General features: G+C 38.3%; 11 protein-coding genes. 5 read left to right on the top strand and 6 right to left on the bottom strand.

What is annotated here, in order from left to right:
- Positions 1-21: 21 nt before the first annotated feature.
- The 6 genes from H560_RS22685 to H560_RS21360 form a co-directional block, all read right to left on the bottom strand.
- The gene (locus H560_RS22685) at positions 22-159 is read right to left on the bottom strand and encodes a T9SS type A sorting domain-containing protein (RefSeq protein ID WP_081413953.1); all 138 of its coding nucleotides are present in this window, start codon (positions 157-159) and stop codon (positions 22-24) included.
- On the bottom strand, positions 152-1,393 hold the full coding sequence (locus H560_RS23565) for a M60 family metallopeptidase (protein WP_081413954.1): 1,242 nt from the start codon (positions 1,391-1,393) through the stop codon (positions 152-154). The genes H560_RS22685 and H560_RS23565 overlap by 8 nt, the downstream gene beginning before the upstream one ends.
- Positions 1,312-4,131 (bottom strand): discoidin domain-containing protein, encoded by a 2,820-nt coding sequence (locus H560_RS23570; RefSeq protein WP_027379763.1) that lies wholly within the window; start codon positions 4,129-4,131, stop codon positions 1,312-1,314. The genes H560_RS23565 and H560_RS23570 overlap by 82 nt, the downstream gene beginning before the upstream one ends.
- Positions 4,132-4,391: 260 nt before the next feature.
- Positions 4,392-7,508, bottom strand: coding sequence for a M60 family metallopeptidase (locus H560_RS0109130; RefSeq protein ID WP_081413955.1), 3,117 nt, complete (start codon positions 7,506-7,508; stop codon positions 4,392-4,394).
- 172 nt (positions 7,509-7,680) lie between these two features.
- A complete protein-coding gene (gene dnaK, locus H560_RS0109135; RefSeq protein ID WP_027379765.1) occupies positions 7,681-9,582 on the bottom strand; it encodes a molecular chaperone DnaK in 1,902 nt (633 codons plus the stop codon).
- A gap of 150 nt (positions 9,583-9,732) precedes the next feature.
- Positions 9,733-10,959 (bottom strand): M43 family zinc metalloprotease, encoded by a 1,227-nt coding sequence (locus tag H560_RS21360; RefSeq protein ID WP_051289251.1) that lies wholly within the window; start codon positions 10,957-10,959, stop codon positions 9,733-9,735.
- Positions 10,960-11,227: 268 nt separating this feature from the next.
- On the opposite strand from H560_RS21360, the gene ppk1 reads away from it, so the two are divergent.
- The 5 genes from ppk1 to H560_RS0109165 all read left to right on the top strand — a co-directional run bounded on the left by ppk1 (position 11,228) and on the right by H560_RS0109165 (position 18,474).
- Entirely contained in the window at positions 11,228-13,300 is a 2,073-nt protein-coding gene (gene ppk1, locus H560_RS0109145) for a polyphosphate kinase 1 (RefSeq protein ID WP_027379766.1), read from the top strand.
- Positions 13,297-14,181, top strand: coding sequence for a Ppx/GppA phosphatase family protein (locus H560_RS0109150; RefSeq protein WP_027379767.1), 885 nt, complete (start codon positions 13,297-13,299; stop codon positions 14,179-14,181). The genes ppk1 and H560_RS0109150 overlap by 4 nt, the downstream gene beginning before the upstream one ends.
- Positions 14,182-14,427: 246 nt before the next feature.
- Positions 14,428-15,081, top strand: coding sequence for an NAD-dependent epimerase/dehydratase family protein (locus tag H560_RS0109155; protein WP_034752502.1), 654 nt, complete (start codon positions 14,428-14,430; stop codon positions 15,079-15,081).
- Positions 15,078-15,227: a hypothetical protein gene (locus H560_RS22945; protein WP_155844986.1), complete on the top strand. Its 150-nt coding sequence runs from the start codon at positions 15,078-15,080 to the stop codon at positions 15,225-15,227. The genes H560_RS0109155 and H560_RS22945 overlap by 4 nt, the downstream gene beginning before the upstream one ends.
- A gap of 208 nt (positions 15,228-15,435) precedes the next feature.
- A complete protein-coding gene (locus H560_RS0109165) occupies positions 15,436-18,474 on the top strand; it encodes a choice-of-anchor I family protein (protein ID WP_027379769.1) in 3,039 nt (1,012 codons plus the stop codon).
- Positions 18,475-18,572: the final 98 nt, after the last annotated feature.

Below are 18,572 nucleotides of genomic sequence, written 5' to 3' on the forward strand. Positions count from 1 at the left end.
ATAGTGTCATCGAATTTAATATCAGTCTTTAATCAGCTTGGCTGTATATTTTTCATTACCATTGGAAAGTGTGATGATATATACACCTTTTTGCAGGTTTTTGAACTGAGCATTGACTTTTTGATTAATTTCCTGAATTGTTCCTTCGGATTCACCCATAAATCATTCCAGCAATATTATAGATTTTTGACTGATAATTTCCGCTGGCATTCTTTATCCGGATGGAAATATTCTGTCCGTCATGTACCGGATTAGGATAAATTATGAAAGAATCATGATCCTGTACTGTAGAAACTTCTTCTGTAGAAACTCCTTTCATCTCAGCTTTTGCCGCTGCAGGATATACCAGTATTTTCTGTCCGTCATACCCTACTGCGTACACTTTAGCGGCTCCGGTAGGGAAATGTACATACGTATTCACAAGTGAAATATCTCCGGTTCCCACAATGGATACCGTGATAAGCTTATTATTTGCATCATAAGTTTCAAAGGCTACAGCGTTATTCCACTTGGAGTTGTCTACCTCCAGAAAACGACCTTGTGAATTACTCATAACCTGTGCTCCTACTCCCGTAACACCGGAAAGAGGCAAACGGTTTTTGAAAATATCCACACTGTTAGACGAAATATAATGCATCACCGGAGAGGCCGGTTTGGCATATCCTTTTGCAGTTACATAATTTTTAACCTCATCTATCATAGCCTGGGTAATGGTAAGCTGTGCATTGCTGTAATCATTAATTGTAGCATTGATAGGGGTTAAAAAACCTGTGTTGGTAAAAAAGTCTAAAAGGTTTTCCTGTACGGCATCACACACATTTTTCACGAAATTCATTGCCAGCTGGCCATTGGTAAGGGAAGTCTCATTAGTATTCAATACCCTGTTTACCACAAAAGCATGCCAGTGTGCATAATCTACTCCGGGTGCGGGAGGCGCAGGTACAGCGGTTGTTTCATCAGACATATCGGCATCAAAAGCCAAAGTAGGCGCTCCTTTTGATGCTCCTGCCAGCTGATAGTATAATTCCAGCTGCCAAAAAGGAATAAGAGCTCTGAAATTATTGTCCTCCGGATGTGCATTTCCTACTACAAAACCTGCTGCATAGCTTTCTTTATTTACATACGTCTGTTTAATAAATTCTCCAAACCTGTTTCCCTGTACAGCCGGAAAGTTGGTAGTATATCCTGCAATATCTTCTTCTTCCAGTCGGGTACGTTTATGTCCCGTCTGAGATTCAAGGTTATAAAATGACCATGTGGAATGAATATTATTTGTAACCTCTCCAAGGCCTACCCATTTCAGCCCCGGTCTTACCTGATTGGTATGCCCGAATTCATGAGCAATCCCCAATAACTGAGATTGTTTGCAGAGGCCAGCTGTGCCGTTCCCCATGTAAGGTCAAAGTGAGCTCCTAAACCTCCTGCATACCATCCTCCTTTGGACTCCGTATAGGCAAATTGTCTGTTTTTAAAATTAATATTGTATTTATAGAATCCCATTACCTCTCTTTGAGCCTTTACCATAGCGTCATATTTATCAATCAGAGCTTGCGCACTGTCATAATGATAGGTTTTCACTGCAAACTTATCCATTACCAGCTTAGCGTAATAGCCTTCTATATCCACTTTCGGATAGACATCATTGGTAAGTATATCTTTCCATTCCTGGGAAAGAGTATTTCTGTCATAAATTCCGTTGACAATCCCTCCGGTAATATTAAGAGAGACAGGTTTAGCTAATGGATCATCTGTAAAATAAGAAATATAACCAAGACCGTTATTTGAAATTTGAAGAATATTCAGTCCGTTCTCCAGTTCATACTGTTTATCGGTCCAAGTGCTTTCATCGGCAAAGTCTGTCACCCTTAAATACACTTTATTGGCAGCACTTATATCTTTTGCAAAGATTACCACCGTAGTATTTGCCTGAAAAACTATGCCCGTAGGGTTTTCAAAATTATTATAAGTAGCTATTTTATATTGGCTGCTAATGGTTTCAAGCTTTTTATAAGGATAATATGTTTTTACCCTGTATTTTTTATTATATGTATTGTTATAAAGACATTGCGCTAGGCCTTTTAAGAAAGGTGATGACACAGAATTGATATCAGCCTGCGTTACCGTACTTTTCAGTTCACTAAACAAATCATCCTTAAAAACACTCATCGTATTTTTTGTAAAAAACTGCATTTCTGCGCAGCTCGCAAAATTATTTTTCCCGTCCAGTACTTCTATTTTGATGTTTAAAGGAGTAATGGATGAGGGGAAAGTTATGGTTTTCGTCATTCCGTCCTGTCCAAAATTATAGGTAAGTAACTGTGTATAGGTAGAATTGGAAGAAGTATTATAGCTTATTTTTACATTTCCGAAATTGCCATTTTCGTTACCATCCTGTCTTGGGATATATTTAAGATAATCCACACGGGCCTGCCCGGAGAACTTATAAACCAGGGTAACCGGAAAACTTGTAGCGCCCGGAGACCACTGAGAATGGTATATGGATGAAAGATTGCCATCCAGAGAGTTACTCACAGGATATCCGCTTTGAACACTAGACGCAGATGCTTCTGACACTTGAGGATAAACAGGAGTACCCGGATCACTGTTGGTTTTAAAGAACTCCATTTCTCCGCAGCTTGCAAAATTATTTTTACCGTCAAGCACCTCTATTTTAATATTCAGGGGAGTAATGGTAACAGGGAAATCCACTGTTTTAACGGTACCGTCCTGTCCGAAATTTTGTGTAAGTAAAGGAACATAATTTGGATTAGAGGCAGTATTATAACTTATCTTCACGTTTCCAAAGAAGCCATTCACACTGCCATCTTGTCTTGGAGTATATCGTAACTGGTTCATTGAAGTCTGCCCATTAAATCTATACACCAAAGAAACCGGAAAAGTTGTAGCCGTAGGAGACCAGGATGAATGATATAACGTAGAAGTATTATTATCTATTGTTAAATCTATTCCATACCCGTTTTGAGCATTTGAAGCTGAATTTCCTGAGGTGCTCGGATATATCTTCACACTTTCTGCAAATGGTGAAAAATTAGCGGCTTTTTTGGTGTAAAAGCCCATTTCTGCACAGCTGGCAAAATTATTCTTGCCATCATAGACTTCAATTTTGATATTCAGAGGAGTAATAGTGCTCGGAAAATCTACCTTTTCCAATCCTGCATCCTGTCCGAAATCAAGTGCAGCTATTTGAACATAATTTGAATTAGAGCTGGTATTGTAGCTAATTTTTACGTTTCCGAAATAGCCATTTTCGTTACCATCCTGCCTTGGAGTATAAAGGAGGTAATCTATAGGCGTCTGTCCATTAAAACTGTAGGTAAGGACAACCGGAAAAGCAGTACCGCTCCCGGACCATTGAGAATGATATATTGTAGAATTGTTATTATCTGTAGTAAGATTAATCCCGCTTCCGTTTTCGGCACTGGAAGCAGAAGACCCTACAGGCTGTACCTTATCATAATTAACAAGATCATTTGCAGGTAAAATACATTCCGTCTGAACAGGAGGCATCTGCTCCAGGGAATAGAACTCCATTTCAGCACAGCTGGAAAAATTTCCGACAGCACTCAGCACATCAACCCTTACCACGGCCGGATCCTGAATGGAAGAAGGCAGTTCCAAGACTTTCGCCGTATTATTAGAAGCAAGAGATGTTGGTCCCAGAATTTGTGTAAAAACTGAAGGGTTAGTTCTTGTAGAATAGGAAACGCTTATTTGCGTCCAAATTCCGTTATAGCCGCTTGTTCTGGGATTATAAACCAGTCTTTTGATACTTTTTACCTTACTTGAAAATTCAAAATTCAGCTGGTCGGGTATCGCATTAACAAAACCAAATTTGGAATGGTAAAGGGTCCCTATATTATTGTCCGCAGAAAATGGAGCTTCATAGCTCAGCTGCGCCGGCTGCAGGGAAGTAACATTTGCTACATTCATTTTGTAATACTGCTGGGAAAATACCAGTGTTACGGAAAATAAGAGAAAACCCGCAATTAGTTTTTTAGCTTTTAAATGCTTAAAAACAGCATTCTCTTTTGGATCTTTTCCTACATCTGAAGCCATAATATCCGGTTCAGGCAGAGGAAAAACCCTCAAGTTTTGTAATAATTTTTTCATTTATTGTAGATTTATATGAAGCCCAAAAATATTGATCAAAATAAAATATTCAAAATAATCATTCTTTAATTTTAAATATTGTCAAAAAATTGCTTAAAATAACTCGAATAACAGTAAATTTTTAACGAAAATTTAAATAATCCATAATTTAATCACATTTTCATAATACTTTGTACCATTAATAAATTCCCCAGAATTAGTTCCGGGGAATGTTTTATATCTCAAATAGATTACTTTTAATATAATAGCGGTTTTAAATATTATTCTTTAATCAATTTAGCCGTGTATTTTTCATTGCCATTAGAAAGCGTGATGATGTACATTCCTTGCTGTAATTTTCTGAATTGAGCATTAATTTTTTGATTAATTTCTTCAATTGTACCTTTAGATTCACCCATAAGCAGTCCTGAAATACTGTATATTTTTGACTCATATATTCCTTTAGCATTTTTTATATGAATCGAAACTTTCTGACCGTTCTTTACAGGATTAGGATAAACTATAAACTGATTATTTTCTGAAGCTTCTGAAGTTCCCAATACAGCGGCCGGATAAACCAATATTTTCTGCCCGTTATATCCTACAGCATATACTTTTTGAGCATTTGCAGGAAAATCAACATACGTATTTGCCAACGATGTATCGCCCGTCCCTACAATAGAAACACTGATCAACTGATTATTCGCATTATAAGTTTCGAAAGCTACCGCATTATTCCATTGTGAATTATCCACCAGTAAAAACTGTCCCTGCGACGTGGTTGTAACCTGTGCTCCCACACCCGTAACTCCTGTTACCGGAGCGAGGTTTTTAAAAGCATTAATACTGTTGGCGGAAAGATAATTAATTACTGGGGAAACCGGTTTGGCGTAACCTTTTGATACTACATAAGCCATAACATCATCTATCATTGCCTGGGTAATGGTAAGCTGCTCTACTCCATAATCATCTATTGCAATATTTATGGGTTTCAAAAAGCCAGTATTGATAAAAAAATCAGTAAGATCTTCCTGAACGGCATCGCAGGTATTTTTAATAAAATTCATGGCCAGCTGCCCGTTTGTAAGCTGAGATTCATCTGTATTTACAACCTTATTTACCACATAAGCAAACCAGTGGGGATAATCTACAGCCGGCGTAGGAGACGGAACCGGGCCGCTGCTGTCATCTGTCATATTCGTATCAAAAGGTAATGCAGGGAAACCTTTACAGGCACCAGCCAGCTGATAATATAATTCCAACTGCCAAAACGGAACCAATGTCCTGAAATGCTGGTCTGCAGGATTTGAAAATGCTGTACTGAACTGCTGCGCATAGCTTTGCCCGTTAATCTGGGTCTGAATAATAAATTCCCCGAATCTGTTTCCAGCCACTTTCGGGAATGCTGTTTTGGCAGCAATCTCCCCTTCCAGCCTGGTAAATCTGTTATTGCCTGTAGGAGTATAGAGATTGTAATAAGCCCATAAAGAATACAGGTTATTGGTAATTTCAGCTGTTCCTATCCATTTTGCACCAGGCCTTACCTGGTTTACGTGTCCTAACTCATGTGCAACACCCCATATATCAAGTCCTGCCGCCGAAGATGCATTAGAAAGTCCCCATGTAAGATCCAAATGAACACCCAGACCTCCTGCAAACCAGCCTCCGGTAGACTCTGTGTAAACCAACTGCCTGTTTGCCAGATTTTTATTAAATTTAAAGAACCCCATCATTTCTCTTTCAGATTTTGTGATCATGTCATATTTATCAATCAAAACCTGAGGATCTGTAAAGTGGAAACTGCTTACAGCGGCCTTATCTATTATTAATTTGGTATAAATGCCTTCCATATCAATCTTTGGGTAAACATCATTGGTAAGCATTTCCGTCCATTCTGTGGTGGGAGTTCCTTTTTTGAAAAAGCCGTTGATAATTCCTGCCGTGATATTTACAGAAATTGGAGCTGCACCTGTATCATCCGTAAAATAAGAGATATACCCAAGTCCTTTATTGGAAATATTGAGAATATTAATTCCGTTTTTTAATTCGTAGGACTTTTCGGGGGAAGAACCTTCTGTGGCAAAATCACGAACTTTCAGATACACTTTATTGGCGGCTGTAATATCTTTTGCAAAAAGAATTGCAGTTGTATTGGCCTGAAATACAATTCCTGTAGGATTTTCGAAAGCATTGTAATTGCCTATTTTGTATTGGTTATTTATGGCTTCCAATGTTTTATAAGCCTTGTAATTCTGTACCCTGTATTTTTTATTATATGTATTATTAAATAAACACTGGGCCAGCCCTTTGATAAATGGTGAAGCAATACCGTCAATATCCTGCTGGGTAATTCCGGGTTTAAGCTCACTGAAAATGGTATCATTAAATATATTGGAATATACAGAAGAATTAAAACTGTTCGGATTAGCCTGGAAAAATTCCATTTCTGCACAGCTTGCAAAATTATTTTTACCGTCCAAAACTTCAATTTTAATATTCAAAGGAGTAATTGCGGAAGGAAATACCAGAGTTTTGATATTTCCCGTCTGTCCAAAATTCTGTGTCGTTATTTCAGTATAAACAGGGTTGGAAACCGTATTGTAACTCACTTTTATATTTCCGAAGAAGCCGTTTGGCCCGCCGTCCTGTCTTGGGGTGTAGATCAAATAATTAATAGGGGTCTGTCCGTCAAATTTATAAATTAAATTTACCGGAAAAATCGCGGCAGTCCCGTTCCAGTCGGAGTGGTACAATGTGCTTACATCGCCATCAAAAGACTTTTCAATATTTTCTCCCGGTTCAAAGCTGGATGCGGAAGACCCTGCAACCTGCGGCATCACCGGAATATCTGTATAAGCAGAAAATTCACCTGTAGGAAGTGCACAGTCTACGGAAACGGGATCCATTTGTTCGGAAGAATAAAATTCCATTTCTGCGCAGGTGGAATAATTATTTTTTGCCGTTAAAATATCAATTTTAATGACTGCAGGCTTTATAATAGTGGCGGGCAAATCTATTGTTTTGGCAGTATTATCTGCAACCCAACTGATTACGTTTGTTGCATCCTGGAAAACCGCAGGATTCATTTGGGTAGAATAGGAAACTTTTACGCTGGTCCAGATACCGTTTAATCCGGTTGGTCTTGGTTTATATATTAATTTGCTGATGCTTTTTACCCTGTTTGAAAAATTGAAGCTCAGCTGGTCAGGTAAAGCTGTGCTTAAGTTGTAACGGGAATGATAAAGGGTATTGAGATTGTTATCATTACATCTGCCGGCTTCTTCTCCGGGCTGTGCGGGCTGTAATGAACTCACAAATGCAACCGGCATTTTGTATTGCTGCGAGAAAAATGTATGTGCACAAAAAAAGAGAATGAGAATAAAATAATTTTTTTTCATTGTTAATGTTATTTCGAATTGGTGTGAATTATTAAGTTGCAAACTTATCCCTTTTTAAGGTACAAAACCTTAGACATTTCCAAAAACAGAATAACATTCAGAATTTTAACATAAAAAATCCCCAAGTTTTAACTTGAGGATCTATATTGATTAAAATTAAATTGAATTTTAATTATTTCACTTCTTCAAAATCAGCATCTTGTACATCTTCTCCGCCTGCATTGTTACCTCCTCCGGCGTTCTGAGCTCCTGCATCAGCGCCCTGAGCCTGTTGTCCTGCTGCATACAATTCTTCTGAAGCTGCCATCCAAGCTGCATCTAATGCTTCTGTTTTAGCTTTTACATCGTCTGCATTTTTAGCTTCGAAAGCTGTTTTCAGTTCTCCGTGAGCTGCTTCAATTGCTGCTTTTTTGTCTGCTGATAATTTATCACCAAACTCTTTTAGCTGCTTTTCAGTCTGGAAAATCAATCCGTCTGCCTTATTGAAAATTTCAACCTCTTCTTTTCTCTTAGCATCAGCTGCTGAGTTTTCCTGAGCTTCTTTTTTCATTCTTTCGATTTCTTCGTCAGAAAGACCTGAAGAAGCCTGGATTTTGATTGTCTGTTCCTTACCTGTACCTTTATCTTTAGCAGAAACACTTAAGATACCGTTGGCATCGATATCGAAAGTAACTTCGATCTGAGGAACCCCTCTTGGTGCCGGTGGAATATCTGTAAGATCAAATCTACCGATCTCTTTGTTGTCATTGAACATTGGTCTTTCTCCCTGTCCTACTCTGATGCTTACAGCCGGCTGGTTATCAGAAGCTGTAGAGAATACTTCAGACTTTTTGGTTGGGATCGTAGTGTTCGCTTCAATTAATTTAGTGAAAACAGAACCCATAGTTTCGATACCTAAAGAAAGCGGAGTAACGTCTAATAAAAGAACGTCTTTCACATCACCTGTCAATACACCTCCCTGGATAGCTGCACCAATGGCTACAACCTCATCCGGGTTTACTCCTTTTGAAGGTTTTTTCCCGAAGAATTTTTCTACTTCTTCCTGAATGATCGGGATTCTTGTAGAACCACCTACAAGGATTACCTCATCGATATCAGAAGTTGATAAACCTGCATCTTTCAATGCTTTAGCAACAGGATCCATAGATCTTTTTACCAAATCAGCAGCTAACTGCTCGAATTTAGCTTTAGTTAAAGATTTAACCAAGTGTTTAGGACCTGTAGCCGTAGCTGTAATATATGGAAGGTTAATTTCTGTTTGTGGAGAAGAAGATAATTCGATTTTTGCTTTTTCAGCCGCCTCTTTTAATCTTTGTAATGCGATAGCGTCAGATTTTAAGTCAACACCTTCTTCAGCTTTGAACTCATCTGCCATCCAGTTGATAATCACATCATCAAAATCATCCCCTCCTAAGTGCGTATCACCATTTGTAGACAATACTTCGAATACACCGTCACCCAAATCAAGGATTGAGATATCGAAAGTACCACCACCAAGGTCATAGACAGCGATTTTTTGATCTTTATGGTTTTTATCAAGACCGTAAGCTAATGCTGCAGCAGTTGGTTCGTTGATAATTCTTTCTACTTTAAGACCAGCGATTTCTCCGGCTTCTTTAGTAGCCTGTCTCTGTGCATCATTGAAGTATGCAGGAACAGTGATAACCGCTCTTGTAACTTCCTGGCCAAGATAATCTTCAGCTGTTTTCTTCATTTTCTGAAGGGTCATAGCAGAGATTTCCTGTGGAGTATATTCTCTATCGTCTATTTTTACTTTTACTGTATCGTTTGGGCCTTTTACCACTTCGTAAGGAACTCTTGCGATTTCGCTTCCGTCATCTTTAAAATGAGTACCGATAAATCTTTTGATAGAGTATACAGTTTTCTTTGGATTTGTTACAGCCTGTCTTTTTGCAGGATCCCCTACTTTTCTTTCTCCGTCTTCTGTAAATGCTACGATAGAAGGCGTAGTTCTTTTACCTTCTGCATTAGGAATTACAACAGGGTCTTTACCCTCCATTACAGCAACACAAGAGTTGGTTGTTCCTAAGTCAATTCCAATTATTTTACTCATAATATTTATATTTTTTCTAATTTTTAATTTTAATTTACACTCAGTATTTCTCAATATTTATACCATTCAACTTTTTATGACAAAATGACACGATAAAAATAAAACCTCGATAAAATCGAGGTTTTGAGAATATTATCTGGAAATATTTACTTATTTTTTGATAAACTTCATAGATTTTACGAAACGCTTGTCAGCATAAGTTCTGATGAAATATACTCCGTTTTGAAAATCTTTTACGTCTATTTTATCAGTTTCATTTTTAATAAAAGCATTTTTCACTAATCGGCCTTCTGCATTGTAAATCTCTACTTCATTGATTTTTACTAATGGCGATGCTATTGAGATATACTGTGCTGTAGGATTGGGGAATACATTAATTGCATTTGATTTTTCTGCTTCATCAATTCCAAGAACAGTGCTGCATCCGTTAGAATTCAGTAGACTTGCCCGTGGACCCGCCAATGCATTCTGGACTATTGTTTTCTGGTCATTGGTAAACATGGCCATATAAGCATCATCTACATAGTCCATATAATTCATAAACATGGCTCCAATTGCACTATTTACGCAGGTATACTGGTTATTAGGGAATGTGGGAGAGCCGTAATATGCATGATTGGTAGCCGGAGTATCTGCACAATAATCCGTATTGTCCGGCGCGCCACAAACACTGTCATCTTCACCCCAAATATGCTGCAGACCGAAGTAGTGCCCTATTTCATGGGTGGCGGTTCTTCCTTTATTATTAGTACTATTAACTGCCCCCGTAGTTCCGTAGCAATAGTAGCCTATTACCATACCATCGTCAGGCTGTCCGGCTTCTTCCGGTCCGCTTGCAAAACCTAATGCACCTTCAGGATTTCCTATCCATATGTTTAAATATTTGGTAGTATCCCAAGCTGCGAGCCCTGAAACTGTATAATAATTATCCGTATAATTAAAGTTAGCAGGTACGGCTTTTCTCTCGATACCGTTTGTAGGATTTCCGGCAGGGTCTTTTGTAGCCATACAGAACATAATTTCCAGATCTGCACCATTTGGCTTGAAGGCATCAGGAACCACTGTATTAAAATCCGCATTAAGCTTTCTATAATCCTGATTAAGTACGGTAATCTGGGATGCAATCTGCGCATCGGAGATATTTTCCGTAGCATTTCTGTATAAAACGTGCACTACAATAGGTATGGTAATTACTGTTTTTTTAGTGGTGGTAATATTGTTTTTACCGGAAAGATAATTTTGTAAATCTGCCCTTCTGGCCAAAGCTTCCGGGTGTTTAGCATAAAAGTCTTTTCTTTTTTGTTCTGCACCACATGTTCTTTGTGCGAAAACATTTGCAGACAATGCCATTGCTGCGAGAAGTAAATAATTTTTCATTATTGTAAGAATTACGCAGCAAATATGACTGATAATAAAAGGCAAAGCAACACTTCTATTCGAAATCAATGAATACTTCAATGACATGGTTGATTTTGTGAAATTTTATTTTTAATAACTAATTCTTTTGAATATTTTTTGCTGAAATGACTTATTCTGTCATCTTTATATATTTTAGTTCAAATTTTAAAATTAATTAAAGTTTAACCTACTTCATATCTATAGTAACACGCCGAATTATTATTTTTGATAAAATATAAACTAGAGAATGTCATTACATTTTAATCCGAGAGATATTACATGGCTTGCCTTCAACGAAAGGGTGCTTCAGGAAGCTATGGACGAAAAAGTACCTTTGCACCTCAGAATCCGTTTTCTTGGGATTTTTTCAAATAATTTAGATGAATTTTTCAGAGTACGTGTTGCCGGATTAAAGCGTGCCATGGATTTTAAGGAAAAAGTAATCGCGGAATCCTTTTATCAGCCGCCTTCCAAAATCCTGCAGAAGATCAATGATCTTGTCATAAAACATCAGCAGAATTTTGATAAAACCTGGAAAAAAATACAAGCCGAAATGGCTGAGCAGAAGGTTTTCATTAAAACTTCAAAAAATCTGAGCGCCAAGCAGAAAGAATTTGTCAGAAGATATTTCGATGAAGTAGTGGAATCTAATGTGATCCCGATCCTTCTTCATGAAAACACACCAATGCCTTATATGAGGGATAAAAGCCTTTATCTGGGTATTGCAATGAGAAAAAAAGACTGGCAGTATTCCAGCAATTATGCCATTATAGAAATTCCTTCCCGCTTTGTAGGAAGATTTGTCCTGCTCCCGACAGATGATCCGGAAGAAAAAAATGTAATGCTTCTGGAGGATGTAATTACTTTCAACCTGCCCCATATTTTCTCTTATTTTGGGTATGATGAGTTTTCTGCTAATGCTTTTAAAGTAACAAAAGATGCAGAGCTTGATCTAGATAACGATATAAGGACCAATTTTGCAGAAAAAATAGAAAAGGGGTTAAAAAACAGAAGAAAAGGAAAGCCCACACGTTTTGTTTTTGATAAAGATATGGATAAAGCACTCCTTGAAATGCTGATCCGAAAACTAAACCTTACCAAAAAAGACAGCATTATCCCGGGCGGAAAGATTCATAATTTTAAACATTTTATGGATTTTCCTGATGTTTTTGAAAAATACGAAAGGCCAGCCGAAAGAACTTCCTTTACCCATCCCGCCTTTGAACATGGAGAACGGGTAACTGAAGTAATTATGAAGCATGATGTATTTCTTACCTTCCCTTATCATAAATATAATCCCGTAATTGACCTTCTTCGTGAAGCCGCAATGGATCCTGAAGTGAAATCAATACAGATAACAGCCTACCGACTGGCGAGCAGCTCGAAGATCATTAATGCTTTGATTTATGCAGCGAGAAACGGCAAAGAAGTGACCGTAATGCTCGAGCTTCAGGCAAGATTCGATGAGGAATCCAATCTGGAATGGAAAGAAATGCTGGAGCCGGAAGGCATCACCGTACTGGTTGGGATTCCCAACAAGAAAGTGCATGCAAAACTTTGTGTCATTAAGAAAAGATCACACAATAAAACCATTCAATACGGTTTTGTAAGCACCGGAAACTTTAATGAAAAAACGGCAAGAATCTACGGAGATCATTTGCTGATGACTGCAGACAGAGGAATAATGGCTGATATTAATAAGGTATTCAGCGTTCTGAAAAAACCGAAAGATGATTATCTTCCTGTTTTAAAAACATGTAAAAATTTACTGGTCTGCCCCCAGTTTATGCGTGAAAAAATTGTTCACCATATTGATAAAGAAATAGAAGAGGCAAAAGCCGGGAGAAAAGCGGAAATGATCATCAAAGCAAACTCACTGAGTGACAGAGCTTTAATCGAAAAGTTATATGACGCCGCAAAAGCCGGAGTAGTGATCAGGATGATTGTAAGAGGAATCTACTGCGCTGTAAACCAGAAAGATTTTAAAGAAAAAATAAAAGCAATCAGCATTGTAGATGAATACCTGGAACATGCCAGAGTAATGTATTTCTATAACAAAGGCGCTGAAGACCTTTACATCTCTTCCGCAGACTGGATGACAAGAAACCTCGACTACAGGATAGAAGCAGCCGCAAAGATCACAGACAAAAATCTCAAGAAAGAATTGAAGGATATTTTGGACATACAGTTGAGTGATAACGTAAAAGCTCGTATTTTAGACAAAAAATTGAGCAACGAGTACATAAGAAACGATAAGAAGGAATGTCGCTCACAGATTGAAACATACAAATATTTAAAAGAAAAAACCAGTAAAAAATGAAGATCGCAGCCATAGACATCGGTAGTAATGCAGCCAGGCTCCTGATAAATGAAGTAAAGATCAATAACAAAGAACCGGAATTTATTAAGCTTAATCTTTTGAGGATACCTTTAAGATTGGGAATGGACGTTTTTACTTTAGGTAAAATCGGGGAAGAAAGAGAAAAAATGGTGGTAGATTCTATGAAAATTTTCAGCGATCTGATGAAAATTTACAAAGTAGAACACTACCGGGCCTGCGCTACCAGTGCGATGCGGGATGCAGAAAACGGTCAGAAAATCATAGATGAGGTAAAGAAAACATCAGGAATAGATATAGAAATCATTTCCGGAGATGAGGAAGCAACGCTGGTCTTCGAAAACCATGTAGCAGAAGGCCTGGACAAAGAATTTGCCTACCTGTATGTAGATGTTGGCGGCGGTTCCACAGAGCTTACTTTCTACGAAAACGGAAAAATGAAGTATGAAAAATCTTTCAATATCGGGACAATCCGTCTTCTGAACAATCTTGTCTCTCCGGACAACTGGAAGGAAATGAAGGAGGAAATCCAAACCCATATTGTGAGCAAAAAGCCCATTGTAGCTATAGGTTCCGGTGGAAACATCAATAAAGTGTTTTCCATGAGCAAAACTAAAGACGGCAGGCCAATGACCCTTGCCCACCTCAAAAAAGTCTACAAAGAATTCGACGACCTTTCCGTGGAAGAAAGAATGACCAAATACAATATGCGAGAAGACAGAGCCGATGTATTGGTACATGCCTTGAAGATCTACAACAACGTGATGTCATGGTCTGACATAAACAGGATTTTTGTTCCGAAAATCTCCGTTGCAGACGGTCTGATCCATAATATTTACAGTAAATTAAATGATAAAAAATAATTTTAATTATAAACTTTGAAAACCGGTCACTTGATCGGTTTTTTTATTTAGAAGTTATTTAAATGGCCAGAGCCTTGTCAAGGTTTAAACCTTGACAAGGCTTCCGATTTCGACACTGTTTTAAAAGCCTTCATTTACAAGCTGGCCTCACTCCATGCAATGACCTCAAAAAAATAGGTAAATTTTACTGCCACATAAAGTAAAAATAAAATATAAAACGTCATTAAGAATAACAACATTAAAAAAATGAACCCAATCAAAATAATACTCACAGGAGCAACAGGAATGGTAGGTGAAGGCGTTTTAATGGAATGCCTCGACAATCCCAATGTTTCAGAAATCCTCAGTGTAAGCCGGAAACCTTCCGGAAAAAAACATGCTAAACTGAAAGAATATATCATCCCGGATTTTCTAAAAATTGATGAAAATGATGAAAACTTTAAAGGTTATGATGCCGTCTTCTTCTGTGCCGGAATCAGCAGCGTAGGAATGAATGAGGAAGAATACACCAAAATCACTTACGATACTACTTTACATTTCGCAAAAGCCGTGGTAAACAAAAATCCAGGCATGGTCTTCAATTATGTTTCAGGAGCTTATACCGATAAAACCGAAAGCGGAAAAGTAATGTGGGCGAGGGTAAAAGGCAGAACAGAAAATGCTTTACGAAAGGTGGGCTTCAGGGCGGTGTATAATTTTCGTCCCGGATTTATGAAACCTGTGGAAGGCCAGCAAAATGTAAAATGGTTCTTTAAACCTATTATTTTACTTTTTCCTATTGTAATTCCCTCAAAATCATTAACTTTACATGAAGTGGGAAAAGCAATGATCAATGCCGTTCAGAAAGGATACCCAACATCAACTTTAGAAATTAACGACATTAAAAATTTAGCGATATGAAAGAAATGATTAAAAGAATTTTTCTGGTTGCTTTTATATTACTGGTGCTTACGGCTATTTCCGGTTTTTTTTATATGCAGAAACATCCCATGGAAGGAAATAAATCTACCAAAGTCCTGAACTTTTCCGGTAAAGCTTCAAAATAACGGATGATATAAAAGCAATACTTCAAAATGCATCACGTATAGCTAATTGTTTAAATTGGCTTATATTTTTTTGCGATTTACATCTTCTCTTTTAATAATTAATCAATTTGCCCGAAAATTACCTATTTATTAAACATTTATTAAAATTATCTTAAAATGTTTACAGAGTAGAAACATCATTTTTGCACTACATTAAAGTAAGTAAAAAATGATTAATAACTACTTGTTAAAAGGTTCTGTAGCAGCCGCATTCTTTCTTCAGGGTGCTGTTTTCGGGCAAACCTCTCTTATCCATTACTGGAATTTCAATAACAATGCATCCGAAGCTTCCATTACCGCACCTACTTCTACTTTGGCAGGCGGATCAATGGCTGCCGTAACCAACGGAACTACCGTGGTGGATTTTGCGGGCGGAACCGGACAGAATTTTAATATCGAAAATCTTAATGCCAGAAACGGAGACGCTTCAGGAACACATTTGAGATACAATTTTCCTATTAATGGTAATCTGCAGTTCAATTTGCCTACCACAGGCTACAACAATGTAGTGGTAAAATTTACAACAAGAAGATCCGGTTCCGGAGCGGGGACACAAAGCTGGTCTTATTCCCTGGACGGAACTACCTTCGTACCTTACCAGACGGTTGCTCCACTGGACGCAAATCCGCAGCTGATTACGTTTGATTTTTCTTCTATTTCAGGGGTTTCCAACAATCCTAATTTTAAATTAAAAGTTGAATTTTCTGCAGGAACAGGCGGAACCGTAGGAAACAACCGCTTTGACAACTTTACCGTAGATGCAGATCCTGCAGGAGGAGCCGACACTACTCCGCCTACTGTAACCTACCTCCCTGCAAACAACACAAATAATGCCTCTACCACTGTAAACCCTACCATTTCTTTTAATGAAAATGTAAGGCTGACGGACAACTCAACGATCAACGATTCTAATGCACAAAATCTTGTAGATTTCCGTCTTGGAAATGCTTCAGGAGCTCAGGTTCCCTTTACAACCACTTTCGCTAATAATAAGATTACCGTAATCCCCACTTCCGGTATGACTCCGAACCAGACGTATTATCTGGCATTAAAACCGAATATGGTGGAGGATACAAGCGATAATGGAGTCAGCACAGTTACTTCCACTACATTTACAACGGCAGGAACTTCTATTGCTTTAGATAAAAACTTTATTAAAGTAAATGAAAATGTGGGAACTTTAGCATTTAAGATTAATGTTACCAATCCAGCTGCTGCAACAGTAAATCTTGTAGTAAAACCTGCCCCGTTCAGTACGGCAGACAGCAGTGATTTTACCTTGACCAGCCAGACCATAAACATTGTCCCGGGAACAACATCTTATACCGTAAACATCCCTATCGTGGATGACACTGCAGAAGAGCAGCACGCAGAATATTTTGTTGTAAGCCTTGAAAATCCTGCAGGAGCAACCATTTCTGGTGATAATAATGCGACAGTTTATATTGTAGATAATGATAAGCCGGCCCCGGTTCCTTCCCATCAGATTTCATTAAATTATATCGGAAGTTTTGACCCTTCGGGAAATAATAACAGCTCTACGGAAATTGTAGTTCATGATCCTGCAACACAGAGGTTATTTACTATCAGTTCTATTACAGATGTTTTTGATATCATCAATTTCAGCAATCCTAATTCACCAACGGTCATCAGCACTGTAGACATGTCTCCATACGGCGGGATTACAAGCATCGCCATTAAAAACGGAATCATCGCTGCCGCTTCTCCGAATACCAATCCTCAGCAAAACGGCTCAGTGGTTTTCTTTGACATCAACGGAAACTTCCTGAAGCAGGTAACAGTAGGAGCATTGCCAGATATGGTAACTTTCTCGCCGGACGGTACAAAAGTGATCACGGCCAATGAAGGCGAACCCAATGATGCCTACACCGTAGACCCGGAAGGAACCATCAGCATTATTGATATTTCAGGAGGAGTAAATAATCTGACCCAAACGAACGTAACTACACTTAATTTCAACGCTTTTGATTCTCAGGTTGCTGCATTAACAGCCACTGGTTTAAGAAAAGTAAGAACCAACAATACCCTTTCCCAGGATCTTGAGCCTGAGTATATTACCATAAGCTCAGACAGCCAGAAAGCATGGGTCACACTTCAGGAAAATAATGCCGTTGCAGAAATTAATTTAAATACAAAAACGATCACAGGAATCTGGGGATTAGGCAAAAAAGATATGAGCCTTCCCGGAAACGGATTCGATGCTTCTGATAACAATGGTGAAGTATTAATCGCCAACTGGCCTGTAAAAGCCTATTACCTGCCGGATGCTATTCAGAATTATAAGGTAGGGAATACAAATTATATCGTAACAGCTAATGAAGGAGATGAAAAAGACCTTTCTGGATTCAGTGAAAGAACTACGGTGGGAGCGAATGGCTATACTTTGGACTCCGCTATTTTTCCTCAATCAGCAATATTAAAAGCGTCTTATAACTTAGGAAGATTCAGGGTTTCAAATGCCACAGGAAATACGGACGGAGATGCGGAATTTGAGGAAATAGCAGCTTTAGGAGCCCGTTCTTTCTCTATTTTCAATGCAGATACAAAACAAATTGTATATGACAGCGGCGACAGGTTCGAAAGATATATTGCAGCAAGCCATCCATTGATCTTCAATGCTGACAACGAAGCAAACGGCGCAAAAAACAGAAGCCGCGCAAAAGGCCCAGAACCTGAGGGTGTTGCTTTGGGAACAGTGAACGGACAAACGTATGCTTTCATTACCCTTGAAAGAACCGGAGGTGTAATGGTTTATAATATTACAGACCCGAACAATCCTACTTTCACGGATTATAAGCATTCCAGAATGACCTCCGCTTTCGGTGGAGACAACGGTCCGGAAGGAATCATCTATGTAGCACCTGAAAATACAACTACAGGAAAAGGCTACGTAATTATTGCCAACGAGATCAGCGGAACATTATCCATGTACGAGATCCTTAATACAACATTGGCAGCCGGTGAAGTAAAAGCCGAAAAAGCTACCTTTAACGTATTCCCGAATCCTGTAACAAAAGGCAGCCCGCTTTATTTCAACAGAGCGCAGGATTATGAATTATACGATATGTCCGGAAAATTAATCGGAAAAGAAAAAAATGCTTTAACAATAGACACTTCAAAGCTTTCTACAGGAGTTTATCTTGTAAAAACTTCAGAAGGACACTTAAAAAGAGTGATTGTAAAGTAGAAATAGTAATTAGTTGATTGAAAAGCTCCGGATTTTATTCGGGGCTTTTTCGATTTATTTTTTTTGAGATAAAACACCCCGGTGAACGGTTTCACAGG

Origin of the sequence: Chryseobacterium daeguense DSM 19388 (assembly GCF_000430825.1) — a bacterium.
Lineage (GTDB): Bacteria > Bacteroidota > Bacteroidia > Flavobacteriales > Weeksellaceae > Chryseobacterium > Chryseobacterium daeguense.